The organism is Neisseria sp. HMSC073G10 (genome assembly GCF_001812605.1).
Taxonomy (GTDB): domain Bacteria; phylum Pseudomonadota; class Gammaproteobacteria; order Burkholderiales; family Neisseriaceae; genus Neisseria; species Neisseria subflava_A.
Genome location: NZ_KV809516.1, coordinates 52,603 through 78,443, shown reverse-complemented (window position 1 = coordinate 78,443; position 25,841 = coordinate 52,603). Strand labels below are relative to the sequence as shown.

Sequence of the window (25,841 nt, the reverse complement as noted above, 5' to 3'; positions counted from 1 at the left end):
AAAAGGTCGTCTGAAAAATTTTCAGACGACCTTTTAGGTTAATTTTCCGAATAGCCTTTCTAAGGCAGTACAACCATATTTCAATCTTTTCCTGCACAGAAAAAAAAATACAGCAGCTGTATCATCTCGTTAACTCGGGGGTCGGCAATATAATATTGCCTTTCCCGATGGTTCACTTCAAACGATACCAAACCGGCTTCACGTAATAGGGCTAATTGGCTGGACATTGCCGCTTGCGGCAGTCCGGATGATTCAGCCAACTCGGTTACATTGTGCGGCCTTTCATGTAGTTTGCACAATACGGCGAGACGGTTGGGATTGGCCAGAAGTTTGAGAAAAGCGGTGGCTTCTTCGTAGGGCGGTTGATTATCGGCAATGGTCATTTTTCACGCTTGTCGGCAAATGAGGAGGTCGAATTATCAGTCATAATGGCCTCAGCAGCAACTTTCAGACGGCCTTTGTTTAATGGTTCCATGGCATTTTGGCCAGCAGGCGAGCCATGCCGCAGAATCCGGTTAGTCCGGCCGTTAATAGGCCTGCGCCGACCATCACGTCTATCAGATAAAACCAAGGCGATACCAGCCAACCTGCCAGCACGCCCAACAGAATCAAACTGCCGCTATGGTTTGCACCTGCCGCATGATATCCGGTGTGGCACGGTCGGCAACAATAGGAAGCCCTGCAGCCTTCCATGCCTGTAAGCCGCCTTCTAGAATATAGCATTCTCGACCTTGGCCAAGCGCTGACAATATAGTTTCTGCCTGAGTTGTACGTTTGCCGCTCAGACAATAAAAAATCAGGCACGAGGCTGAATTATCGGGCAGTCTGTCTCGCTGTTGTTCAGGCGGAAGGGATAATGCACCGCCAATATGCTCGCCCCGATATTCGGCTTGGCTTCGGATGTCCACTGCCAACGCGCCCTCACGGATTTTTGCCATTGCTTCGGAAGGCGTGATTCGCGGGAGTTGTCCGACCGTACTCATGTTTTGCCTTCGTTATTTTTTGTTGATGCGGCAGGTGTTGATACCCAATAAACTGTACAGTGCGCAGTTGCCAATCAGTGCTGTACCCAGGGGGATGATGCCCAGCCAACCCCACCAGCCAATTTGTCCGGTAGCGGCTGCAGCAATCAGCGCTACGCCGATAACAATACGGATTACGCGATCTAAAGTACCCAAGTTTCGTTTCATTTTATTGCTCCTTGTTTAAGAATGGATTGTCTATAAATAAACATATATAACAAAAATCATATATGAGAAATATTATAGCTTTAAAGATGACTTTGTCAAATGGTTTACAGTAAAAGTGTAATGAATATTTGCATTGTATTTTTTAAACGCACAAATAGAATCAATCTCCAACGGCATGGTTAAATGTAAAAATACAGCCTGATATTTTCAGACGGCACTGGAGATGATCTATATAATATTTTATTTATATTGGAAGAATGAGTAGTCAGTTTTCAGAAGGAATCAAATCATGACCGATTCGGAAAAGAAGCCCAATGGAGACGATTTGAAGACTGGATAATCCGTTGTGTAACTAGCAAGGGAGAGGAAACAATTTAAAATCAAATTGTCTACGAATTATAAAAGGCCGTCTGAAAATTGAATTTCAGACGGCCTTTGGTTTCTTTATAAGGTCGTTCGTATCATCAGAAACGATAGTTCACACCCAAGGCAAACTCGCGGCCGCGTTCGTAGAAGGGCACGCGTCCGTTGCCGTCGGGGAAGCGTTGGCTGTGCGAACGGTATTGCTTGTTGCCGATGTTGTTGACGGCGAAGTTGACGTTCAGGTTGTCTTTTTTCAGCGGCTGCCAGTTGGCGTAGATGTCGTGTACGCCGTAACCGGCTTTCTTGCCGTGTATCGTACCTTGTCCTCGGGCGACGTCGGTGTATTTCACGCTTTGGGCGTAGCGGCCGCGCCAGCCGATTTCGAGTTTGGGATTTTCAAACTGGTAAGACAGTCCGGTCAGCCATTGGCGGCCGGTGTTCCAAAAGGTGAACGAGCTTTCGTGGTCTTCCGCTTGAATCGGGCTTTCGCCGTAGTACATGTCGCCGTTCAGACGGGGTTTGACGTAGGACACGCCGGCGCGCGCGGTCAGGCCGCCCCAGCGATAGGATGCGTCAAGTTCATAGCCGTAGGTTTTGAGCGTGCCGCCGTTGTAAATCTTGCCGCGTTCGGTGATGGAGGCGGTGTTGTTGTTGATTTTTGCCCAACGATAGACGATGAGGTCTTTGATGCGTTGGTGGAACACGCTGCCGCTGACGTTGAAGTTGTCGTTGCGCCATTTGAAGCCAATTTCAGCACGGCGGGCAGTTTCAGCTTTGAGGTTGCTGTCCAAATCGGCGGCAGCGCCTGCGCGTTCGTTAGCCAGTAGGGCTTCGTTCAGGCGGGGCGCGCGGCTTGCCTGATTGAGGTTTGCCAAGAGGGAGAAGTTGTCGTTGATGTCCCAAATCGCGCTGATGCTGGGGTTGAGCTGACCGTGCGACGCGCTTTGTTTGCTGGCGGCGTTGTATTTGAAATGGTCGTAACGCAGGCCGGTGGTCAGGGTAACGGGGTGCAGGTTCCAAATGCCTTCCGCGTACACGCCGTATTCGGCTTTTTTCTCTTTGTCGCGGTCATACAGGCCGAGAATCTTCAGCCACGCTCCTTTGTCGGACGGCTCGGAGGTTTCGTGGCGGTAGTTAACGCCGTATTTCACCATGTGTCCGTCGCCGAAAGAGCTGGCGAGGTTCAGATTCGCGCCGGTCGCTTTGATTTTGCTTAACTCAAGTTTGCCGATAGGAACGCCACCTTGCGCCGTGCCGGAAGCTTGGGCTTTTGGAGAAGGCGCACCTTTAGGCGGTTTGGTGTCATCGGTATTGATTTGGAAGACGTTGGCGTCGATTTTGTCGAGGAAACCGACGTTGCGGCCACGGTATTCCAGATTGTAGGTCTGCTCTTTTTGATAAGTGCCGTCCACGCCGATGTAGCTGTCAACGTTTTGGAACTCGGCTTTGTCGGTGCGGTTGCCTTTTTGGTATTCCTGACGGTAGGTCAGGCGGATGCCGTGGTCGTCGTTGAAGTCGTAGCCGAGTTTGGCGAGGTAGCTGTGCTGCTTCAGACGACTGCCGAGGTTGACATTGCCGTTACCGTCTTTGTAGTCACGGTTGTTGAGGAAATTGCCTGCAAACAGGGCATCGAAGCCGTTTTGATAGCCGTAAACCGCTGCGCTGCCGGTTGAGCCTTTATTGCTGCTCAAGCCTGCGCCCAGTTTGAAACCGAAAGGTTTGCCGTCGGTCAGCAGGTCTTTCGCGTCAACCGTTGTTACGCGGATGGTACCGCCGACCGCACCCAAACCCGCGCTCGCCGCGCCTGTGCCTTTTTCGACGTTGATGCTTTTCACCAAAGCAGGATCAAGCTGGAAGCGGCTTTGGTGGTGGAAGATTTTTGTGGATTGGCTGGTGTTGTCGACTTCTAGGTTAATTTTGTCTTCACCAACGCCGCGGATGCTGTAAAACTGCGCCACGCCGTTGCCGCCGCCGACATCCATACCGATTTGATCTTTCATGACTTGTTTTAAATCGGTCGAAATTTCGCGGTCGAGCTGGTTGCGGGTTACACGAGTCGGTACGGCAGTACCGGTAACCTTAATTTCATTCAGCTCGGCAGTTTCTGCGGGTTGCAAATTTTCGGCATGAGCAAAGCTTGTTGATAATGCGAGTGTAATGATACTAAGGCGGAATACAGGAGAGGAGACCTTATTCATGATTTTTCCTAAGTAAAAAATTGACTGTTTATTCTAATTGTTGTAATAATGATTATCAAATTCTTAATGGATATTAATAAATACATTCTGTTTTATTCCAGTCTCAAATTAATAGGATTTTTATAAAAATCAATTAGTTTATATTTTAGTTAAATTTAGTAAAGATTCTTTGGTTGGGAAATGGGTTGAGTCTTACTTTTTCCGAGAGGGAGAGAAGGGATAGCTTGTCAATAAAGAATTTTATCTATCAGTATTTTATTTAAAAGGCCGTCTGAAAAATATTTTTCAGACGGCCTAAATATTTATGTTTTACAACAAAGGGCTCATTAGACGGACGGCATTTTCCACGAAGCCGCGGAGTTTGGAGCGTTGTTGCCATGATTTGATGGCAATGTAGCTGCTGTTTTTAAGGTAGCTGCGCTGCAGGTGGCAGATTTGTTTGGTGGTATCGCGATCGTAGATGGCGAGGCTGATTTCGAGATTGAGGAAGAAGCTGCGCATGTCCATGTTGACCGTACCGAAGAGGGAGTAGTCTTCGTCAATGGTCATGGTTTTGGCATGTAAGAGCCCACCTTCAAACATTGCGATTTTGACGCCGGCTTCCAGCAACATAGGGTAGTAGGCGCGTGAGGCGTAGCGCACCATCAGTGAATCGACTTTGGCAGGCAGTATCAGGGTTACTTTGACGCCGCGTTTGGCAGCAACGGTTAATGCCATGAGAAGCGGCTCGTCGGGGACAAAGTAGGGAGTAGTAATCGTGATTTGTTTGGTGGCGGCATAGATGGCGCTGATGATGGTTTCGTAGATAACGAAGCTGCCTTGCTCGGGAGCGGATGGAATGATTTGGGCAACAATATCGCCTTGCTGCATTTTTTCGGGAAGGATTTTAGGTAGCAGGCTTTGGGCTTGATTGAGGTATGTTTGTACGTTTTGGAGGTTTTCATCGGTTTCGACGGCAAGGTCTGCGAAGAAGACGGCAGACAGTTCCAAAACCATAGGCCCTGTGCAACGCATCATGGCATCTATCCATTCGCCGACGCCTGAGTTTTGTTTGAAGTAGCGCGGATCGACGAGGTTGAAGCTGCCTGTGTAACCGATTTTGCTGTCGATAACGAGGATTTTGCGGTGGTTGCGCAGGTCGGTGCGTGTGAATAATGTACGCCAGATGCCGACAGGTAAGGAGGTATGTACTTCAACGCCTGCTTGGCGCAGTATCTCTACCCAGTCACTTTCAAAAAAACTCCTGCTGCCGACGGCATCGGCCAAAATGGCGCAGTCAACGCCTCGATCTGCGGCGGCAAGAATTTCATTTAAAATTTCTTCGATGCGGCCTTTGGGCTCGATAATGTAAAAGGCCAGCAGGCATGAATGGGTTGCGGCGCGCATGTCTGCAAGCATGCTGTCGATGATGGCATCGGTGGTTGAGAGCAGGCTCATGGCGTTGCCTTTGGTGGCACCCAGCCCCGTTCCTTTTTCGGCAACTTTACTGATGCCGTGGTAACGTGATTTCACTTGGTCGGCAATGTCGAGATAGATATCGGCTAGGTGGGCGGCGGCAAAGTTGCGGTAGAAGCGGTTCATTTCACCGGTACGTTTGGCGCGGGCCGTGCCGAGACGAGGCTCGCCGACAAGGATGTAGGCGATGGTTCCGAATACGGGGAAAAGGAAGAGGATAATCAGCCAGGCAAAGGTTGAGCCGATATTTTTTTGTTTGTACAACACGCGCAGCATACAGACTAGTGCGGCGCAGGTGTGGGCGAAAATGAAAATTTCGGTCCAGGTGATGTCTTTTAAAAAATTCATATTCGGTAGCGGGAGTGGATGTGTTTTTAAGTTTGAAGGTGTCAGCTGATAAGCTTTAGATATTAAGTATATAGAAAAACCGCCTGAAAACAAATTTACACGATTATCGTGTTTTTGTTTTCAGACGGCCTTTAGGTCTTGTTTTTCGTCGGTTTTGGGGTGTTAAACCACTAAACAATACAGTCAATGCTGCACCTGTGGGCAGGTCGATCAGTACGAGGGGAAAGAATGCTGTAGAGTCCAAAGTTGTCAGCTCGTGCAACACGATTAACATAGCAACGGAAACGTGTATACTGAATAAGCAGTTGCTGCCTTGGTCAACTGCCAATCAATGACCTACTCTAATTTCAATAGTGGGAAACGATCGATGTGTTTGGCAATCATGGCCTGTGCGATTTGTTGGAAGAAGGTACTCATGAGAAATCCCCTAAATGTCTTGGGTCGGAATTTAGGGGATTTTTGGGAATTTTGTAAAGGTCTCAAATAATGAAATTAACGAAATATCCTTATAATTCCATAAGAGAGTTAGAGGACTATTTACTAAATACTTATCAAAAATATATTATTCTAAGAGAGGAAGGAAAGGAGATTTATCGATGTTTTATTCTTTCTTTTCACAAAGAATTCAATATAGGTATTGGATTAGCTGTTTCCTGTATAAGTATTTCCCCAAAAGTATTAATACTTGATGATAAAAATATTTTTATCGGATTTGATTCAGTCGTTTTTTGTATTTCTATACAAAAATTAGAAGTTAATATGATAAATATAGATGGAATAGTTTTTGATATTTATTTATTGGAGAATCAAAAAATTTGTATTATTCATGAGTTGGGTGCAATTATTACAGATAAAAACTTAACAAGAGAGAATTTAGTATCTACCAATATAATATCAGACTGGAAAATAGATAAAATTAATAAGTTAATTATATTAACAGAATTAGACTCTGAAAAAATAATTTCTCTAAATTATGATTGAGGATGCTTAGTTATTTAAGATATTCTCCTCATTACGTAATACAGGTTGGCTGAAAACTAGGAAACTGTTTCAGACAACCTTTACTTATCGGCTTGAGCGGTGGCGACACTACCTATGCTTACCCTAATAGGCGGCCATTTTATAGGCCAATTGAAAATAGCCGTTCTATTTTTTCAATAACTCCAAATGAATTAAAAGTTATTTTACAAAGTAGAAATACGATATCCTCTCCAGTAACCGCCATCCCTGGCGGTCAGTTTGTCCGTGTAGTCGATACTGGTAAGAATATTGGTATAACTAGTTTGAAGGAAGGAGGAACACCAACTAGATATATTAAGATATTTACTGACAAAATGGGAAATTTAATCACAACATATCCAGTGAAAGGGCAGTAATTATGCAAAAAAAAATAATACTTTCTTTAAAAGAAAAAATAGAGGGTATAGGTAATAATGTAGATCATATCTTACTCGCAACTTTAATTCTTAAATGGTTACATGATTATCCTAGTTTAGAGAAAGAATTTTTAGATCACTATTCAAATATTTCTAAATTTATGAATATAGAAATTTCAGATATCCCTAATTATCCAATAAAAAAATCACTAATTAGTTTTTACGATTTAAAAGCTCTTAAACGGGAAATAGATATTTCCATGCAAAGAAAAAATTCATATATTTATCAATCGCTACAAAATTTTTTAGAGAATTTATTTATTATTCAAGAACCAGATATGGAATGTAATATTTGCCATGGCACCTATGGTTTTGATTTATGGAAGGAAATCGAGACTAATAGATTAGTTTATTGCTGCAAAACATGTGCATTCTCAGAATATGTTAATGGGGAATCTAGAAATAATAAAAATCACCTTACCATTCCAACAAATGATGATTTGAGTTTATTGAATACATAATTAATAGAATAAGTTATAGAAAACCATGTTTACATTTTTCATCATGAGAAGCTTATGACTGAATTAAATCTTGTTCTAAATAACCGCAGCTTGCAAACTAGAAAAGGAGAATAACCATGAATCATGAGCAATCCGCAGCCCATATGAAATCTAAACTCAACAAGTAGGATGTGTGCGGAACGCACGCATGCGGTTCTCAAGGTTTGAGCTAAAAGGCCGTCTGAAACAATAACTACGGTTTCAGACGGCCTTTTACGTTACGCGCTCAATCAAGCGTGATACTGACGGGACAATTCGTGTACGGTATCGACCAAGATTTTGGCGTGTTCCGGATTGGCGTGTTGGTTGATGCCGTGTCCGAGGTTGAATACATGGCCGCTGCCGTTGCCGTAGTCGGCAAGGATGCGTGCGACTTCGGTGCGGATAGATTCCGGTGTGCCAAAGAGGGCGAACGGATCAAAATTGCCTTGCAGGGCAACTTGTTCGCCGACGCGACGGCGGGCTTCGCCGATGTTACAGGTCCAGTCCAAGCCTAATGCGTCTGCGCCGATTTCTGCCATGCTTTCCAGCCATAAGCCGCCGCCTTTCGCAAATACGATAACAGGCACGCGGCGGCCTTCGCTTTCGCGTTTGAGTCCGGCAACGATTTGTCGGATGTACTTCAGGCTGAACTCTTTAAACGCTGCATCGCTCAACACGCCGCCCCAAGTGTCGAAAATTTGTACGGCTTGTGCGCCGGCATCGATTTGGGCGTTGAGATAAGCGGTAACGGCTTGAGCATTGGTGTCGAGGATTTTATGCAGCAAATCAGGGCGCGAATACATCATGGTTTTGATGGTGCGGAATTCTTTGCTGCTGCCGCCTTCAACCATGTAGCAGGCGAGTGTGAACGGGCTGCCTGAGAAGCCGATCAGCGGAACTCGGCCGTCCAGTGCTTTACGGATGGAAGTCACTGCATCAAAGACGTATTGCAGTTTTTCCATGTCGGGAACCTGCAATTTGGCAATGTCGGCTTCGTGTTGCAAGGCGCGTTCAAATTTTGGGCCTTCACCTTCGGCAAAATACAGGCCCAAACCCATAGCATCTGGAACGGTCAGAATATCGGAAAACAGAATTGCTGCGTCCAGATCAAAACGTTCTAAAGGCTGGATGGTAACTTCGGTTGCCAGCTCGGTGTTTTTGCACAAATCGAGAAAGCTGCCTGCGCATGCGCGCGTGGCTTTGTATTCAGGCAGATAGCGTCCGGCTTGGCGCATCATCCAGATAGGTGTGTATTCGACAGGCTGTTTAAGCAGGGCGCGGAGGAAAGTGTCGTTTTTCAGAGCAGTCATGATAAATAGGCTTTCTGATTTGGTGTGTTGGACAAAGTTCAGACGGCCTTAGATATGTATTGAGGCCGTCTGAAATGATTAAATGGTTGGTTCTGTTGTAGATTTCATATTATCGCTTAATGCGAAATCAGCACATCAATTTGGCTGAGGAAGGGCTGCCGGATGTTCTTCTTCGGCCACGCTTTCCAAAACCAGATTGCGTTGTTCTTGCGCTTTTTGCGGCTGATCGGTTTCATCAAACACGCGAGCTAAGACCAAATGTGCAGATACACTGGGTTGCAGGGCGATGCTGGCTTCGAGGTAGCCTTGGGCTTTGCCCCAAAGTTTGCGGCCGTAAGCCAGTTGGCCAAGATACATCAACAGCGGTGCATTGTCGGGTTGTTCCTGCAGCCAAGAGTCTGCCAAGTCGATGGCTTTTTGTTGCTCGCGCTCGCTTAGGAAACGCACGGATTCGACAAAAGCTTCCAAGAGCTCGGGCTGGCGGGTTTGCGGATAATGGGTTTTAACCCATTTGACCGCATCGGCATACAAACCCAAACGCTCATATTTTTCGGCAATCGCGACACACAATTCGCCTGATTTCACGCTTTCGGGAATGTGTTTCAAACAAGCTTTCAGGCTGCCCGCATCGGTTGCTTCGCTTAAGAGGCGGCGATATGCCCAATTTTGATACTGTTCGGCTTCGTAATCGTTGATGGCGCCGGCTTTGACCAGTTTTTCTGCTTTTGCCAAAACATCTGAAGCATCGCCATGATCAAAGGCATAACGTAATTGCAGGCGGAATAGGCGGCTTAAGTTGCTATTGATTTTTGCTGCGGCTTCAAGGTTTTGTGCGGCAGTCGGATAATCGCGGCGGCTCAGTGCAGATTCGGCCAGCAAAAGATGACGGGACAGTTGCTGCTTTTGTGGAAGGTGTTCGATTTCGTGCAGATAGCGGTCGCGCAATTCGAAGTTTTCCATTTGGTCGGCCGCGTGCGCGCCCAACATCAAAGCCAGGGTACGGTTGTCGCCTGCTTCTTTATTTTGCAAGACTTTGGCGGCTTCTTGTTCGGCTTTTTCAAAACGGCCTTCAAAATATGCCAGACCTGCGCTGTTCAAAGAGGCAGAAGCCTGACGGCCTTTGCGGGCAATGCCGAAGCGTTGCATACGCGCCGGAATGTTCAAGAGGCCAAACACGAATTTTATCAGGAAATACAAGACGAATACGCTCAACAGCAGGCCTAAAACAAAGGCATGCAGATTGATACGCAGCATGGTTTGCTCAACCACGACGTACACGTTGCCGGTATAAATGCCGGAAGCCAACGCTAAACCGACGGCGGCTGCAAACAGAATGACAATCCAAACGACGGTTTTCATGCTTGCTCTCCTTTAATTTTGGCAGCAGGCTTGGTTTGGTTTTGTGGTTTGGCAACTTCGGCAGCCGGTTCTTTTTTGTTTTCAGACGGCAATGCAGGTGCTTCTAGAGATTGAGGGGCAGAAGCGGCAGTCGGTGCGGCAGTTGTGGCTTGCTCGGTAGTTGCAGCCGGAGAGGAAGCGGTTTTCTCGGTAGCTTGGGTTTGCGTAGCTTCTTCGGTCGTCATTTGTGTACGCGAACCTTCTTGATAAGCACGAACGGCGCTCAAGCTGGCTTTCAGGCTGTCGTCTGAAATCATGCGGACATCAAGGGCTTTGAGTTCGGCCAACTCTTTCAGCCATGACTGGGTAGCAGGGGATTTGCTGTCGAAGTATTGTTTTACAGTTGCTTCAACGTTGTTTAAATCGCTTTGATACACTTCGCCGTTGTGTTGCAACAGGGCAATGCGCGCATCCAAAAGGCGCAGGCGCAGGTTTTCACGGATGAAGTAGGTTTGATCGGGTGAAATCAACATGGCGTCGTTGCTGTCCAGATGACGGACTTCAATCAAGCCTTTGAGGGCATTGAGGGATTTTTCCCATGTGTTTTCCCACCAAGTTCCTGAATTAGTGGCTTCGACAGGCGCAGCACCTGGTTTCAATACTCCGTCCAAAACCAAAGGCAGGCCTGAAATACCGGTTTCCAGACGGTCGATACGCAAGGCTGTAGCGGAAATATCGACATAAGGACGGTTTTTCAGTGCGGCCAAATCATTGCTGATGGCTTGTTTGACGGGGATAAGTTCAGGCTGTTCAAAACGGCTTAAGCGACTGTCGATGTGTTCCAATACGCTGACCGCGCCTTGTAGGTTGCCTGACAGCATCAATTGTTGCGAAGCAGTGTTCAGCATGGATTCGGCTTCGTCAACCAGCCAGTTGATACGGCCTTTGAGTAACTCTTGATAAGCTTTCTGCGTTTGCAGGATTTGATCACTATTGTTTTTTTGACCGTTGTTCAGGCGGTCTAACTCGGTCTGAATAGCAGTTTGGCGGTTGAGGTTGTCTTTTAAAAGGCTGGCGTTTTCAGATTCGCCCAACGCGGCTTTGTCGATTTTTTGGTTGAATTCGAGCTCTTGGTTTTTTAAAACATTTTGACCCTGTACAAACAGGAATCCGCTCGCGCCCAGGCCAAGCAGTGCCAAGACGGTTGCACCTGCGGCCAAGGCTTTGCCGCCAGATTGTTTGATAATAACAGGGGCGTTGTTTTGTGGGAGATTGTTGGACTCGGGCATGCTCGCCTCCACTCGCTGAGGTTGGGTAGGTTTGATTTGTTCAGACGGCCTGGTGTTTTCAGAACGTTCAGGCGCCGGAGCTGCTGTATTGGCAACTTGTTGGGTATCTTTATTGTCTTCGACTGGGTTCACTGCTTGGCTCCTTTGTGGTATGGATGAAAGTGCAGCGGATAAAGAAGTGACGGTTTCTACATGTTTAGCACCGACGATGCGAAGCGCATCGGCAATGCGCGGATGGTGGGTAAAGTATAGCAAGGATTCGAAGAATCGGGAAAATTGTGGCGGAATCTGATGGAAAAATTCGCGCGCAAGTTCGCCGGATGTAACGTAGGCGGCGGCGATGTCTTCAGTTTTAAAGTTCTGCCAATCGATGGCGTGTGGCCGTCTAAAATAGATTTCGGCGATGTTGATTTGGAAACCCAGTTCGGTCAGTTTGTCTGCTAGAAAATCACGGCCTCCATGGCCTCGAATGATTAGAACTCGGGCGTTGGGTGGTAGGTTTTTCCAAATAGGCATTCTCAAGACGGCTTCGCTGTCGTTACCATCTTCGGGAGAGAATACGGGATAGGGGGAGAATTGCGCCAAAGTATGTTGGCTGGTTTGGCCGACGGTAATGTGTACTTTAGGGCCGTCTGAAAAGGTCAGATACGGTACTGCAGTTTCAATAGTGGTCGGGCTGACCCAAAACACCACATCGGCTTGCTTGAATTGTTCGGGAAGTTTGTTTAGTGCCGAACGGTCTGCCTCTATTTCAATCGGACTCAATACCTGAGCCTGCCAACCGGCTGCATGGCAGGTTTGGATATCTTGCTGTGGACGGTTGGACGGACGGATGATGAGTAGAGTAGGCATAATGTGGGATAAATTATTAAGGTTTAGGCCGTCTGAAAGAAGGGTTTCAGACGGCCTGTTGCTGACGTACGTTATTGATCGACGAATGCGCGCTCAATCAGGTAGTCGCCGCGAACGCCGGTTTTCGGAGAAACGGTCAGGCCGAATTCGTCCAAGACGCTGCAGGTGTCTTTCAACATGGCAGGGCTGCCGCACAGCATGGCGCGGTCGTCTTGCGGATTGATTTTAGGCAGGCCGATGTCTTCGAAGAGTTTGCCGCTGCGCATCAAATCGGTCAGACGGCCTTGGTGTACATATTCTTCGCGTGAAACGATTGGATAGTAAATCAGTTTTTCTTTAACCAAGTCGCCCAGGTATTCGTGTTCGGGCAATTCTTTGGTGAAGCGGTCGTAGTATGCCAAGTCTTTTTTGTAGCGTACGCCGTGAACCAAGATGATTTTTTCGAATTGCTCGTAAATTTCAGGGTCTTTGGTAATGCTCAAGAAAGGGGCGATGCCGGTACCGGTGCTCAAGAGGTAGAGGTGTTTGCCCGGATTCAGGTCGCCGGCAACCAATGTACCGGTCGGTTTTTTACTGATAAGGACATCGTCGCCGACTTTAAGGTGTTGTAGGCGGCTGGTCAATGGGCCGTCTTGTACTTTGATACTGAAAAATTCCAGATGCTCTTCCCAGTTGGCAGAAGCCACGCTGTATGCGCGCATTAGCGGTTTGCCGTCTACCATCAGGCCGACCATGACGAATTGGCCGTTTTCAAAGCGCAAAGATTCGTCACGGGTGCAGGTGAAAGTGAAGTAAGCGTCGGTCCAGTGGTGTACGGACAAGACTTTCTGGGTGTTGAATGCTGCCATTGATATTTCCTGTCGGATAAGGCCGTCTGAAAAGGATAGGTCGGGGCGGCCAAGGTTAATAAAAAGAATGGAATATGGTGTTCAGCTACTTGCTTGCCGGTTTGGCTGATTTTTCGCTGAGGCTGTGCAGGTCGGAATAGCGTCCGCCTGCGTTGATCAATTCATGATGAGTGCCTTGTTCGACTACATTGCCTTCATGCATCACAACAATATTGTCGGCTTTTTCGATGGTCGAAAGTCGGTGGGCAATCACCAATGTGGTACGGTTTTGCATCAGGTTTTCCAATGCGGTTTGCACCAAACGTTCGGATTCATTATCCAATGCGCTGGTGGCTTCGTCCAAAATCAAAATCGGCGCATTTTTCAAAAGTGCACGCGCAATGGCGAGGCGTTGACGTTGGCCGCCGGACAGTTTTAAACCGTTTTCGCCAACTTCAGTGTGCAAGCCTTGTGGCATTTTTTGGATAAATTCCCAAGCATTCGCGGCTTTTGCAGCATTGATAATTTCTTCTTCACTGAATTTGTCAGCTTGAGCATAGGCAATGTTTTCAGCAATCGTACCATTAAACAGGACAACGTTTTGGCCGACGAATGCCATACGGCTACGCAAGCTTTCGAGCGTATATTCATTGATGTTGACGCCGCCAATCAAGACCTTGCCTTCGTCCGGATTGAGGAAGCGCGGCAACATATTGGCCAAGGTGGTTTTACCGCAGCCTGATGCGCCGACCAATGCAGTCACTTTGCCTTGCGGTACAAGCAGGTTGATGTGGTTCAAGCTATTGCGTTCGGCTTCAGGATAGCGGTGTACAACATCGCAAAATTCGATATCGCCAGGGTTTGGGCTGAGAATCTGTTTGCCTTCGTTGCTTTCTTCGGGTTGATCCAAAAAGGTGAAGACACTTTCTGCCGCCGCCAAACCGCGTTGCAGAGACTGCATCACGCCGGTCATGCGTTTGATGGGGTCAAACATCATGATCATGCTGGACAAAAACGACATAAAATCGCCTGCACTAAATCCTGAAAGCCCTGCTTGGCGGGCTGCTGCGTAAATAATTGCAGCCAGAGCAACTGAAGCCATTAATTGCGTAATGCCGGTACCGGCAGAGCTGGCGGAAACCTGTTTGAGCAGGTTGCGGCGCACATCGTCGGCAATACGGTTGAAGCGGCGGTTTTCATAATCTTGACCGCCGTAGATTTTTACAACACGTTCACCGTTTATGCTTTCGCCCAAGACCTGCATCAGCTGGCCAAGATAAATTTGGTTGTTGGCAGACAATTTGCGCAAGCGTTTGCTGACCGTTTGGATACATACGGCGACGACTGGCAAAATAATAAAAGTAATCAGGGTCAAACGCCAGTTTAGATAAGTCAATAAACCCAACAGGCCGACCACGCTCACGCCGTCTTTGGCAATCACGGTAATGACGTTAAACCCTGCATCGGTAATTTGATTGACGTCGTTCAAGATACGAGACATCAAACGGCCGCCGGTATTGCTGCTGAAATACGAAGTCGGCAGGTGCATCATTTTGTTGAACATTTCACCGCGCAAGCGCTGCACCAAGTGGCTGGACAGATAAGTCGTGCAATATTCGTTAATGAAGTTGAACAGGCCGCGAATGAAAAACAGCGCCACAATTGCCAGCGGCAACCATGACATGCTTTTCATGTTTTTATCGACAAAACCTTCATTAATCAAAGGTTTGAGCAAGTAACCGAAAGCCGGCATCGTACCGGCGACAATCAGCATGGCCACTACGGAGACGATAAACATCTTCCAATAGCTTTTTAAATATCCAAGCAAACGCTTGTACAGCTCCCAGTTGGATGTGGCTTGTGTTGTCTGCATATCAATCCAGATTTAGAGCAAACATGCAATTCTAAACGAAAATATCTGTCATTACAATGTTTGCAATTGAAAGTCAAAAGGAGTTGGTATTGTTTTAACGCCTTGATTTTATATGATAACGACTGTAATGCGGTTGGATTGGCAATAACGCTGCCTACTTCATAAACACTAGTCGCGGCCGTCTGAAAAAGTTTCAGACGGCCTCTTCAGTCGTCAAAGACAGCCGGTTAAGCCAAAGCTTCCTTAATGATGTCTTTTACTGTCGTTGCGTTATTAGGGACAACACGGACCCGTTGTGGCAGATTTTCCAAGCCTTCCAATGCGGCAGGGCGAGGGATGGAAACTTCGCCGACAGCCTCATGGATGGTGGCTTCAAATTTGGCAGCCAATGCGGTTTCGAGGCAGACAATGGTTTCGCCGGCTTCGCGTACTTCACGCGCTACTTTGATGCCATCAGCTGTATGCGGATCAATCAATTCGCGGTCTTGTTCGTAAACCTGTTTGATGGTGGCAAGGCGGTTGGCATGGGTCGATTTGCCGGAAACAAAGCCATATTGTTGATGTACTTTGTTTAAGACAAATTCCAAATTGAAACCTTTGCCGGATCCTACTTCAGCCCATAAGGTTTTGATTTCGTCTGCATCGCGGTCCATCAGGTCAAACACAAAACGCTCGAAGTTGGAGGCTTTGGAAATATCCATAGACGGGCTGGATGTGACGTGGGTGTGTTCGCTGTTGCGAGGGCGGTATGCGCCGGTTTTGAAAAACTCGTCCAATACGTCGTTTTCATTGGTGGCAACAATCAAGCGGTGGATAGGCAGACCCATTTGGCGGGCGATATGGCCGGCGCAGACATTGCCGAAGTTGCCGCTTGGCACGCAGAAGCTGATTTTTTCGTCATTGCTCGAAGTGGCATTGAAATAACCGGCAAAGTAGTACACGACTTGGGCGACGATACGGCCCCAGTTGATGGAGTTGACTGTGCCGATATGGTATTTGGCTTTGAATTCGGCATCGTTTTGTACGGCTTTGACGATGTCTTGGCAGTCGTCAAACATACCTTCAACAGCGATGTTGTGGATATTAGCATCTTGCAGGCTAAACATTTGCGCGCGTTGGAATGCACTCATTTTGCCTTCCGGCGACAGCATGAAGACATTAACACCTTTTTTACCGCGCAGGGCATATTCGGCTGCAGAGCCGGTGTCGCCGCTGGTGGCGCCCAAGATATTGAGTTCTTTGCCTTCTTTGTTCAATACATATTCAAACGCATTGCCCAAGAATTGCATGGCCATATCTTTGAATGCCAAAGTCGGGCCGTTGGACAGGGCTTGGATTTTGATGCCGTCTGAAAGTGTGCGCACCGGAGTAATGGCTTTGGTACCAAATACTTCTTCGGTGTAGGTGCGGTTGATAATGTCACGTAAATCATCAGCAGGAATGTCGGTGGCAAACAGGCTCATGACTTCAAACGCCAGCTCAGGATAGCTGAGTGTGCGCCATTGGTCTAAGGTTGCACGGTCGATTTGAGGGTATTGCTCAGGCAGCATCAAACCGCCGTCAGGAGCCAAGCCCATCAATAAAACTTCGCTGAATTGCTTGCGTGCGGTTGCACCGCGGGTGCTGATGTATTTCATGGTTTCTTCTCTATAAAAACAAAAATATTGCCGGTCAAAACAGGAAACCTGCCTGAGAACCATCCCGCAAGTCGCCTTATCCCGACCTTAATCCACTATAAACTTTCAGACAACCCCATTACACAGAGGTCGTCTGAAAAACATTATCTATACAAACGCTTGAAACAAGCATTGACGGTTTTCACCGTTACCGACGCAATCGCCCGATCGCGCGAAGAAGGATTCAAAACATCCATCAACTCTTGAGCGGACACCTGATTCGGCGCTTCCTCACTCGCGCAGCCGCAGATTTTATCTTCCCACTCGCGCTGCTTGTCCGCGCTCATCGTCAGCGCGACCAAACGCCACTCATTGCGCTTGTTCAACTCCGAACGGCACTGATGATCGACCGCCATTTTCACCACGCTGCCGCCGATACCCGTACCGCCGCCCAACCCGCCGAACGCCGAGTCAGAATCATAAGCGCAACCGCCCAACAACGCCGCCACAGAAGCAACGGCAACAATCTTTTTCATATTCATAGCCATCCCTTGCCGCAAGGTCGTCTGAAACGCCCCGCAAAGTCTTTAAACAAATGCGTATTATACCGTAAGCAGTGTGAGATGGGGATTGGGGAAAGTCGGGTATAATCCGTTTTTTTGGGAAAATAGAGGCTTGATCAATGGTTAAAAAATTAAAAGTTAAATTCAAAGCTCAATCAAAAGCTAAATCAAACGAAAACACGCAAAACCCTAAAGAAGATCAAGAGAAAACAGCTGACGAAGGTATTCAAGAGCATTCAGAGCATACCGCTGAAAATAAACAGCCTGAATCAAAAGACGATGTACAGAATACAGATGAATCGACATGCTTATGTAAATTCTTTAAAAAGATTGCGGAATGGATGTGCCCAAGAAAAATAAAAACTCAAAAGAAGGCAGATGAAAATGCCGCAGAAAATAATGATGCTGCAAAACAGGAGGAAATGAAACAAGTTGATACAGTTGAGCAACCAAAAAAGCAAATAAAACTGTCTGATTACTTAGAAATCATCAGTAAACTGCTAGGTATTTTGACAATATTAGGAACAATTTCTGGTGGATTTTTTATATACAAATATCTTGAAAACATAGGACAATTAAGCATCTTTCCTGAAATGATAACTAATCCATCTGTTTTTATAGCTACCACTATTACTTTTGGATCTATATTTTTACTTTTTTTGACACTGTTTTCTATTTTTTATTTTATAGGAGTTAAACTGTATAATGCATCACCTTCATCTAAATTAATAATCAAATTTATCATTTTAATAATTGAATTTTTTGTACTAATTTTAAATTTCTGTCTTTTATATTTATACATTAATAATAATTATGACCACTATAAAATTCTTTTCATCAGTATTTTATCCTTTATTATAAATTCTTCCATTATTTCTCTCTTTTTAGGGTTAAAAAATAATCAAAATAAAGAAAAAAAGAAATATTACTATTTTTTGTATACATGCGTTTATTACATTTTGATTTTTGTTATTTTATTATTTTTTCAATATTATAAGACTCTAATTTTTGAATCTATTCATTTCATTCGTTTTGCTGAAACACCTGATAATTCTTCATGGTATTTACTGCATAATAACTTCCAGCAAAATAATGGCTTTCAAGAAACTAATGGAATTAACAAGTCAGACTTAAAAAAATTAAAAAAGTATTTTACAAAGCCCAAACAATGCTCAAAATTAGATCCACGAGAAAACGCCCTATACGGCTACATGGCTTGGAATCTTGGAGATACTAAGGTTTTCTGTCCGAGTTATCAAACCAACCTTATGGATGATGTAGACAGACAACCTACGGACTACTGCATCATCATCAGCGGAAAAAATTTGCAAATCATGCCTGAACGTTATATCTCTACTGAACCTATCCAACAACCAAAATATGATGTAAAAGAGCCGACAATCGAGATTAAATGATGCAAATGCAATCCTAATTTCCCAAAAAACAAGGATGACCATCCTGATATAGGATACACAGACAAAAAAATCTGCCAGTAATTTATGCAAACCCATGCCGTCATTCCCGCGCAGGCGGGAATCCATCTTTGAGGATAAGCAAAGCCATAAAAATCAATCAACTGAAATTCACAAGCGGATTCCCGCCTGCGCGGGAATGACGGTTGTGATGTATCCTGTCTTTATTGTTCTTTATTATTTCCTTTGCCATCCGTCCGTTTTCAGACGACCTGCTATAATCCACGTCGTCTGAAAACCCTCTTTCATGGAAACCGCCATGTCCGACCTTTTCACCCGCCAACCCGATGCGCCGCTTGCCGAACGCCTGCGCCCGCATACGCTTGATGATGTTATCGGGCAGCAGCATTTAATCGGCGAAGGCAAGCCGCTGCGCGTGGCGGTGGAAGGTGGGAAGCCGCATTCTATGTTGCTGTGGGGGCCGCCGGGCGTGGGCAAGACGACGTTGGCGCGGATTTTGGCGCAGAGTTTCAATGCCCAGTTTCTGCCTGTTTCCGCCGTGTTTTCCGGCGTGAAGGACATACGCGAAGCAATCGATAAAGCCGAAATTGCTTTGCAGCAGGGACGCGCGACGATTTTGTTTGTCGATGAGGTCCACCGCTTCAACAAGGCGCAGCAGGACGCGTTTTTGCCGCATGTCGAAAGCGGTTTGCTGACCTTTATCGGCGCGACGACGGAAAATCCGTCGTTTGAAGTCAATCCCGCGCTGTTGAGCCGCGCGCAGGTGTATGTTTTACAATCCTTGTCTTCAGACGACCTCAAGAAACTGATTGCCAAAGTGTTGGCGTTGCCCGAATACCGGGATTTTACGATTGAAGCCGATGCGCAAGAGCTGCTCGTCAATACCGCCGACGGCGATGCGCGCAGATTGTTGAACTTATTGGAACAACTTTTACGCGCCGCCGATACACGTCGTCTGAAAAACTTAACCGCCGAATTCCTTGCTGATAGTTTGGGTGCGCAAATCCGCCGTTTTTATAAGGGTGGCGAGAGTTTCTACAATCAGATTTCCGCGCTGCACAAATCCGTGCGCGGTTCGCATCCCAATGCGGCATTGTATTGGTTTTGCCGTATGCTCGACGGCGGCACCGACCCGCGCTATCTCGCCCGCCGCATTGTCCGCATGGCATGGGAAGACATCGGCTTGGCCGATCCGCGTGCTTTAACGATTGCCAATGATGCCGCCACTACTTATGAGCGCTTAGGCTCGCCGGAAGGGGAGCTTGCTTTGGCGCAAGCCGTGCTTTACCTTGCCGCCGCCGCAAAATCCAACGCGGGCTACAAGGCATACAACCAAATGCGCCGCTTCGTCAAAGAAAACGCCAGCGACGAAGTGCCTGTCCACCTGCGCAACGCCCCGACCAAGTTGATGAAAGAATTGGGTTACGGACGCGAATACCGCTACGCCCATGATGAGCCTAACGCCTACGCCGCCGGCGAAAGCTATATGCCCGACGGCTTGGACGAACCAGACTTCTACCAACCCGTTCCACGCGGATTGGAAATCAAAATCGGCGAAAAGCTGAAATGGTTGAAATCCTTGGATGAAGAAGCGTTGGATGATTAAAACAATAAATGTGTCTCAAGTTTCAGACGGCCTTTGGTTATTTTGAGCCTAATAGATGGTTTAATATTGGCATTATATCTTTAATTTCGCTATAATTTTGTCATCCTATTTTCTTGCCGAATAATCGAATACATAAAAAATCGCGGCTGCTGAACCCGATTTCCGAAACAAAATTAGAAAGCAGATAATGGACAATTTAGATCAAAGTCGTAGCCGTGCATGGCGACGACATCAAGAGCAACGCCCCAGTCATCGTGTACATGGCAAAAATCCTTTGAAATATAAACCTGAAAAAAAGTGGGATTTGATATATCTCCGCAGCAATAAAATCAAACGTGCACAAAAACTGGGTTTTATTTATCCGTTCAGACAGCATGAATTTGATGCTGAATGGTTTGACTAACTCAAAAGATACATTTTCGATTCAATCGAGATGGTTTTCACAAGGCGGATACTTTCCGCCTTTTTTAATTTTTATGAATGCACTTTTTATTTGTAGTCGTAACCAATGGCGCAGTCCTACCGCTGAAACCGTATTTCGACGTTATCCAAATGTACAGGCACGTTCTGCAGGGACCAGCCCCAATGCGCGGCATACTGTTTCCATAGATGATATTGCATGGGCGGATAAGATTTTCGTAATGGAACAAAAACATAAGAGCCGTCTGCTGGCACAGTTTCCCCGTGCTTTGCAATATAAGGAAATGATTGTTTTAGATATTCCTGATGATTACAGATACATGGATGAAGAGTTGATAGAAATATTGAAGGAAAGTGTCGTGCCTTATCTGTCTAGATAATGAGGTTTTCCTCAAGATTATCTGAAAAAAATATGACTTACTTCTAAGTAAAATTTATTCCAAAACATCATTTACTTCACGCATCACTGACAAATAAAACGCAAATCTAAGATCAAATTGAATTTTTCAGACGGCCTTTGCTGTTTGAATATTTTTAACCTATACCATACACACACACACATTTTCATGAATATTTTTGAAGCCTTACTATTATTGTGCCTGCTGATTGTTATTAGCGCGTTTGTGTCCTGTTCCGAACTCGCGCTGGCTTCGGCACGCAAAATCAAATTGCAGGTCATGGCAAAAGACGGCGGCGATACGCGCGCGCTTGACGTAATCAATATGCAGCAGCAGCCAGGCAGTTTTATTACTGTCGTCCAAATCGGTTTGAACGCCGTCGCCATTCTTGCCGGTATCGTTGGCGAGGCGGCAATACGTCCTTATTTTGGCAAACTATTGGAGAATGCAGGCAGTTGGGGCAGCACAGTTGCCTCTTTGCTGACTTTCTCGCTGGTTACAGGCAGCTTTATTTTAATTGCCGACCTGATGCCCAAGCGTATGGCAATGACCCATCCCGAAGCGGTGGCGGTACGCATTGTCCGTCCGATGATGTTTTTGATTTTTATCTTAAAGCCCCTTGTCTGGGTTTTTGACGGATTGGCAAACGCAATATTCAAACTCTTCAAAATCTCAACCGTCCGTCAGGAGCAGCTGACTTCGGAAGATATTTATGCCGTTGTTGATGCAGGCGCGCAGGCTGGTGTATTGAAAGAACAAGAACACTATCTGATTGAAAACATTTTCGATATGCAGGAGCGCACGGTCACTTCCACCATGAGCACGCGTGAATACATCGCCTATTTCGATAAACACGATGATAGCGATACCGTGTTGGAAATGATGTCGGACAAACCGCACAATAAATTCCTCGTATGTGACGGCGATTTGGAACGCGTTATCGGCTATATCGAATCGCATACGCTGCTGACCTTGTTTTTAAAAGAAAAAGATGTCCGTCTGACCGACAAGCGCGTGTTGCGCAAAGCCTTGTTTATCCCCGACACGCTGTCGCTTTATGATGTATTGGAGACCTTCAAGACTTCCGGTGAAGACTTTGCTGTAGTGGTGAACGAATACGCGCTGGTGGTCGGCGTGGTAACGCTGAAAGATGTGATGAGCATTGTGATGGGCGAGCTGGTCAATACCGAAGAAGAGCCGCAAATCATCCGCCGTACCGAAGATACATGGTTGGTGGACGGTGCCACGCCGCTTACCGATGTTATGCGCGCATTGGATATTGAAGAGTTTCCCAATTCGGAAAACTACGAAACTATCGCCGGCTTTATGATGTATTCCCTGCGCAAAATCCCGAAGCGTACGGATTTTCTGGTTTATGCCGGTTATAAGTTTGAAATCATCGATACCGAAAATTTGAAAATCGACCAACTTTTGGTTTCCAAACAAGGAAATATAGTGGGGAAAATATAACAAGTCGCTGGGAATACTTGAAAAGAAAATTAAAAAATGAATAAAAAGGAAAAAATATTATGACGACAACCGAACCCCAAAAATACGCCCGCAGCCTGCACGCGCCCATCAGCCTCGGCACGACTTCAGACGACCGCTTTATGCCGCGCGGCTTTCTTTCATATTTTGCCTCACTGCCGAAATTGGTTTTAACCGAAAAATTAGATGGGCAAAACAACTGCTTTGCCGCGCACGGCCTCTATGCCCGTAGTCATGCTGCACCTACCCAGCATCCGTGGGACAAGCCTTTGCTGCAACGATGGCAGCAAATTAAAGATGATTTAGGCGATCTTGAACTTTTTGGCGAGAATATGTATGGCATTCATTCGATTGCCTATTCACAACTGGAAAGCTATTTTTACCTGTTTGCAGTCCGACGTGGCGGATATTGGCTTTCATGGGAAGAGGTTAAATTTTATGCGCAGCTGTTTGATTTTCCGACTGTGCCAGAAATCCCCATTGTCCAGCCGCTTGCAGATTTCACTCAAAAATACGCCAATGAAGATATTGCTTTAGCGCAATGGCTTGCCGCTAATTTGGGAGAGCCGTGGACAGACAGCGTACAAACTGCCGGAAAGATCGGCGGCTACGATCCGAAAACAGGAAAGGCATGCAGTGAAGGTTTTGTTATCCGGAACGCCGCTGATTTTGCCACCAACAACGGCAACCTGCCTGTTCAATCCAATGAATTCGACAATCTTTTCAAATTGGTGCGAGCCAAACATGTTAAAACCGACGTTCATTGGACGAAAACTTGGAAGCCTGCCCACCTTATCGATTACGACAAATACCATTGGCAAAGCTGGCAGTTTCAGACGGACTGAAGTCCAATGATCCAATAATAAGAAAGACAATTATGTGGACATTCCCATATTATATATCCGGTCAACTTCCTGACTGGCAAGCATTAGAACGTCGTTTCAGCTGGTTTGCCGATATGAAGGACGTTCCCCAGGACCCTGAGTGGCATGCCGAAGGCGATGTATTTACGCATACCAAAATGGTGTGCGAAGCCCTTTTGAAACTGCCCGAGTTTCAAGCGCTTGATGAACAGGAGCAGCATATTTTGTTTGCTGCCGCCATGCTGCATGATGTGGAAAAACGCAGTACGACCAAGTGTGAAATAGAAAACGGCAAAGAGCGTATCGTTTCGCCGCATCACGCAAAAAAAGGCGAGCATACCGCCCGTACTTTACTGTATACCGAACTTGCCGCTCCGTTTGCTGTAAGAGAAGCCATTGCCAAACTCGTGCGCTTGCACGGATTGCCCTTATGGGCGATTAACAAGCCTAATCCTGAGCGAGCCGTCATAGCGGCCAGTTTGCAGGTCAATACGGCGCATCTTGCCATGCTTGCTAAAGCCGATGTACTGGGTCGTATATGTTGCGATCAACAGGATATTTTACTGCGCATTGATTTGTTTCGTGAACTCTGTGAAGAAAATGCTTGTTGGGGTAAGGCACGTACTTTTGCCAGCGATTACGGACGCTATCTCTATCTTAACGGCCGTAGCGAAATGCCGGATTATCAGCCATTTGATGATCAAACCTTTGATGTGTACGCCATGTGTGCCATAGCAGGTAGCGGTAAAGACAGTTACATCAGGCAATATCTTGCCCATCTTCCTATGCTGTCGCTGGATGAGATTCGCCGTGAGCGTAAACTCAATCCCGCAGATTCCAAACATACCGCCGAAGCAGTGCGTTTGGGTAAAGAGCAGGCAAAAGAATACCTGCGAGCCCGTACGTCATTTGTCTTTAATGCGACCAATCTTAACCGCGACCTGCGCAGCAAATGGCTGCCGATGTTTGCCGATTACGGCGCACGTGTGCATCTCATTTATTTGGAAGTGCCTTACACGCAATTACTATCGCAAAACCGTAACCGCGAACATTCTGTTCCGAATGATGTGTTGCACCGCATGATAGAAAAGCTGGAAATCCCTGATTACAGTGAAGCGCATACAGTGGATTTTGTAGTCTCTTCTTAAAAAGTAAAGGGTTTTTGTAAGTAGGCCGTCTGAAACAATCTAATGTTTCAGACGGCCTTTTTATGAAATTAAAATTACTAGAGCTAAGGGGAAGGTCTTTATTCGCAATTTAAGCCTTTTGTTTTTTCAGCGAATGTATCCATGGCAATTTGGCACATGCGTTCACGTTGGCCTACGTCGGCAGCAGGCAGGATTTGGCGCAGGTATTTTGTGTTGTCACGTTGGAACGATGCTTTATCGCCTGCTTTTTGATAACACGCATCCGCGCGGGTAAAGTATTGCTGGCAGATTTTCGGCAATTCTTCAAAGGACAAGGGTTTGCTTTTGTGCATACCGTGTGCGGAGACGGAGAGGGAGGAAAGGGCGCACAGCGCGATGATTAAGGTTTGGGAAATGGTTTTCATGGTCAGCCTGTTTATTGAAGTGGTGTTTAAATCAATTGTTCGCCCCAATGCAGCTTTTGGCGCAGGGTTTTGAAGTATTGGTAATCGGTGGGATGGAGGACGCGCAAGGGGTTGTGATAGCGGCGGATGATGATGCGGTCGAAGTTTTGTACGTCGATATGGGATTGTCCGTCAAAATGTGCGCGTGCGTCGCCGCTTTTGGTGATGAGGATTTCGATCACGCTGGTGTCGGAGATGGCAATCGGACGGTTGGTCATGGATTGCGGGCAGATAGGCACAAGCGTGAAGGCGTGCAGACCGGCCTGCATGATGGGGCCTCCGGCGGCAAGCGCGTAGGCAGTCGAACCTGTCGGCGTGGAAATAATCAGACCGTCCGAACGTTGGGTATAGACAAATTCTTGATTGATAAAGACTTCAAATTCGATCATTTGGCCTGCGCCGCCACGAGATAGTACGGTGTCGTTGAGGGCGAGGGCGCGTTCGATGGTTTCGCCGTCACGAATGATGCTGGCTTCGATGAGGATGCGCTCTTCGGGCAGATATTTGCCTTCCAGTACGGGGCGGATGCCCTCAACCATGGTGTCGCGTGAGATTTGGGTAAGAAAACCCAAGTGGCCTTGATTAATGCCGATGATGGGGACGGCGCGTGGGGCAACTTCGCGAGCGGCGGAGAGGAAGGTACCGTCGCCGCCGAGCACAATGACGAGGTCGCAGTATTTGCCCAGCTGGGCTTTGTTGACGGTTTCGCAGTAGGCGGAATCTTGGATATAGACACAGTGTTCTTCTACGCTCAATTCATCCAGATAGATGGTGAAGCCGTTTTCGCGTAGAAAAGAAACCAATGTGTGGACGGTATCTTGAATTTCGGGCGTATTGGGACGCGTAACGATACCGATGTTTTTAAATGGGCTTTTCATGTAATAGGCCGTCTGAAATTAAGT

The 25,841-nt window shown here is 46.6% G+C and carries 23 protein-coding genes and 2 pseudogenes; 9 read left to right on the top strand and 16 right to left on the bottom strand.

The features are described 5' to 3' along the window. Positions 1-80 precede the first annotated feature (80 nt). The 6 genes and pseudogenes from HMPREF2865_RS05015 to HMPREF2865_RS11965 all read right to left on the bottom strand — a co-directional run bounded on the left by HMPREF2865_RS05015 (position 81) and on the right by HMPREF2865_RS11965 (position 5,882). Positions 81-383 (bottom strand): ArsR/SmtB family transcription factor, encoded by a 303-nt coding sequence (locus HMPREF2865_RS05015; RefSeq protein WP_070585615.1) that lies wholly within the window; start codon positions 381-383, stop codon positions 81-83. A 79-nt stretch (positions 384-462) separates the two neighbouring features. Further along, positions 463-983, bottom strand: a pseudogene (locus HMPREF2865_RS05010) (rhodanese family protein). A gap of 12 nt (positions 984-995) precedes the next feature. After that, entirely contained in the window at positions 996-1,190 is a 195-nt protein-coding gene (locus HMPREF2865_RS05005; RefSeq protein WP_003685761.1) for a YgaP family membrane protein, read from the bottom strand. A gap of 464 nt (positions 1,191-1,654) precedes the next feature. Then, positions 1,655-3,751 carry a TonB-dependent receptor plug domain-containing protein gene (locus HMPREF2865_RS05000; protein ID WP_070646034.1) on the bottom strand — a complete coding sequence of 699 codons (2,097 nt, stop codon included), beginning with the start codon at positions 3,749-3,751 and terminating at the stop codon, positions 1,655-1,657. Positions 3,752-4,060: 309 nt separating this feature from the next. Next, positions 4,061-5,554, bottom strand: coding sequence for a cardiolipin synthase (cls, locus tag HMPREF2865_RS04995; protein WP_070646032.1), 1,494 nt, complete (start codon positions 5,552-5,554; stop codon positions 4,061-4,063). A gap of 103 nt (positions 5,555-5,657) precedes the next feature. Beyond that, positions 5,658-5,882, bottom strand: a complete 225-nt coding sequence (locus HMPREF2865_RS11965; protein ID WP_141752521.1) for a hypothetical protein — start codon at positions 5,880-5,882, stop codon at positions 5,658-5,660. Positions 5,883-6,040: 158 nt separating this feature from the next. Here HMPREF2865_RS11965 and HMPREF2865_RS04990 point away from each other — a divergent pair, with 158 nt between their 5' ends. Together HMPREF2865_RS04990 and HMPREF2865_RS04985 are read left to right on the top strand one after the other, a co-directional pair. Further along, on the top strand, positions 6,041-6,535 hold the full coding sequence (locus tag HMPREF2865_RS04990; RefSeq protein WP_070646030.1) for a hypothetical protein: 495 nt from the start codon (positions 6,041-6,043) through the stop codon (positions 6,533-6,535). Positions 6,536-6,932: 397 nt separating this feature from the next. After that, a complete protein-coding gene (locus HMPREF2865_RS04985) occupies positions 6,933-7,451 on the top strand; it encodes a hypothetical protein (protein WP_070646027.1) in 519 nt (172 codons plus the stop codon). Positions 7,452-7,720: 269 nt separating this feature from the next. On the opposite strand, the gene hemE is transcribed toward HMPREF2865_RS04985, so the two are convergent. The 8 genes and pseudogenes from hemE to HMPREF2865_RS04950 form a co-directional block, all read right to left on the bottom strand. After that, complete coding sequence (gene hemE / locus HMPREF2865_RS04980) at positions 7,721-8,782, bottom strand: uroporphyrinogen decarboxylase (RefSeq protein ID WP_070646024.1); 1,062 nt, start codon at positions 8,780-8,782, stop codon at positions 7,721-7,723. Between the two features lie 135 nt (positions 8,783-8,917). After that, on the bottom strand, positions 8,918-10,141 hold the full coding sequence (locus HMPREF2865_RS04975) for a heme biosynthesis protein HemY (protein ID WP_070646021.1): 1,224 nt from the start codon (positions 10,139-10,141) through the stop codon (positions 8,918-8,920). Then, positions 10,138-11,409 carry a uroporphyrinogen-III C-methyltransferase gene (locus HMPREF2865_RS12365; protein WP_283120642.1) on the bottom strand — a complete coding sequence of 424 codons (1,272 nt, stop codon included), beginning with the start codon at positions 11,407-11,409 and terminating at the stop codon, positions 10,138-10,140. The genes HMPREF2865_RS04975 and HMPREF2865_RS12365 overlap by 4 nt, the downstream gene beginning before the upstream one ends. Before the next feature lie 150 nt (positions 11,410-11,559). Further along, positions 11,560-12,261 (bottom strand): annotated as a pseudogene (locus HMPREF2865_RS12360) (uroporphyrinogen-III synthase); the annotation flags it as partial. A gap of 71 nt (positions 12,262-12,332) precedes the next feature. Further along, positions 12,333-13,109, bottom strand: a complete 777-nt coding sequence (locus tag HMPREF2865_RS04965; protein WP_070646015.1) for a ferredoxin--NADP reductase — start codon at positions 13,107-13,109, stop codon at positions 12,333-12,335. 85 nt (positions 13,110-13,194) lie between these two features. After that, positions 13,195-14,961 (bottom strand): lipid A export permease/ATP-binding protein MsbA, encoded by a 1,767-nt coding sequence (gene msbA, locus HMPREF2865_RS04960; RefSeq protein ID WP_070646012.1) that lies wholly within the window; start codon positions 14,959-14,961, stop codon positions 13,195-13,197. Between the two features lie 227 nt (positions 14,962-15,188). After that, positions 15,189-16,598 carry a threonine synthase gene (gene thrC, locus HMPREF2865_RS04955; RefSeq protein WP_070646009.1) on the bottom strand — a complete coding sequence of 470 codons (1,410 nt, stop codon included), beginning with the start codon at positions 16,596-16,598 and terminating at the stop codon, positions 15,189-15,191. Positions 16,599-16,741: 143 nt separating this feature from the next. Continuing rightward, entirely contained in the window at positions 16,742-17,113 is a 372-nt protein-coding gene (locus tag HMPREF2865_RS04950; RefSeq protein ID WP_036529330.1) for a hypothetical protein, read from the bottom strand. Positions 17,114-17,259: 146 nt separating this feature from the next. Here HMPREF2865_RS04950 and HMPREF2865_RS04945 point away from each other — a divergent pair, with 146 nt between their 5' ends. From HMPREF2865_RS04945 to HMPREF2865_RS04915, 7 genes are all read left to right on the top strand, one after another. Then, positions 17,260-18,555, top strand: a complete 1,296-nt coding sequence (locus HMPREF2865_RS04945) for a hypothetical protein (RefSeq protein ID WP_070646007.1) — start codon at positions 17,260-17,262, stop codon at positions 18,553-18,555. Positions 18,556-18,871: 316 nt separating this feature from the next. Then, complete coding sequence (locus tag HMPREF2865_RS04940) at positions 18,872-20,179, top strand: replication-associated recombination protein A (RefSeq protein ID WP_070646158.1); 1,308 nt, start codon at positions 18,872-18,874, stop codon at positions 20,177-20,179. A 187-nt stretch (positions 20,180-20,366) separates the two neighbouring features. Beyond that, positions 20,367-20,582: a hypothetical protein gene (locus HMPREF2865_RS04935; protein WP_003679777.1), complete on the top strand. Its 216-nt coding sequence runs from the start codon at positions 20,367-20,369 to the stop codon at positions 20,580-20,582. After that, on the top strand, positions 20,554-20,979 hold the full coding sequence (locus HMPREF2865_RS04930; protein ID WP_234394521.1) for a low molecular weight protein tyrosine phosphatase family protein: 426 nt from the start codon (positions 20,554-20,556) through the stop codon (positions 20,977-20,979). The genes HMPREF2865_RS04935 and HMPREF2865_RS04930 overlap by 29 nt, the downstream gene beginning before the upstream one ends. 186 nt (positions 20,980-21,165) lie before the next feature. Next, a complete protein-coding gene (locus HMPREF2865_RS04925; protein WP_070646004.1) occupies positions 21,166-22,467 on the top strand; it encodes a polyamine export protein PaeA in 1,302 nt (433 codons plus the stop codon). 59 nt (positions 22,468-22,526) lie between these two features. Beyond that, complete coding sequence (locus HMPREF2865_RS04920) at positions 22,527-23,330, top strand: RNA ligase family protein (RefSeq protein WP_070646001.1); 804 nt, start codon at positions 22,527-22,529, stop codon at positions 23,328-23,330. Between the two features lie 113 nt (positions 23,331-23,443). Further along, positions 23,444-24,496 (top strand): AAA family ATPase, encoded by a 1,053-nt coding sequence (locus tag HMPREF2865_RS04915; RefSeq protein WP_283120637.1) that lies wholly within the window; start codon positions 23,444-23,446, stop codon positions 24,494-24,496. Positions 24,497-24,594: 98 nt separating this feature from the next. Here the strand turns inward: HMPREF2865_RS04915 and HMPREF2865_RS04910 are convergent, their stop codons facing one another. Both HMPREF2865_RS04910 and HMPREF2865_RS04905 read right to left on the bottom strand, forming a co-directional pair. Then, positions 24,595-24,900: a hypothetical protein gene (locus tag HMPREF2865_RS04910; RefSeq protein ID WP_003746349.1), complete on the bottom strand. Its 306-nt coding sequence runs from the start codon at positions 24,898-24,900 to the stop codon at positions 24,595-24,597. A 26-nt stretch (positions 24,901-24,926) separates the two neighbouring features. After that, on the bottom strand, positions 24,927-25,817 hold the full coding sequence (locus tag HMPREF2865_RS04905) for an NAD(+) kinase (protein WP_036491160.1): 891 nt from the start codon (positions 25,815-25,817) through the stop codon (positions 24,927-24,929). Positions 25,818-25,841 lie beyond the last annotated feature (24 nt).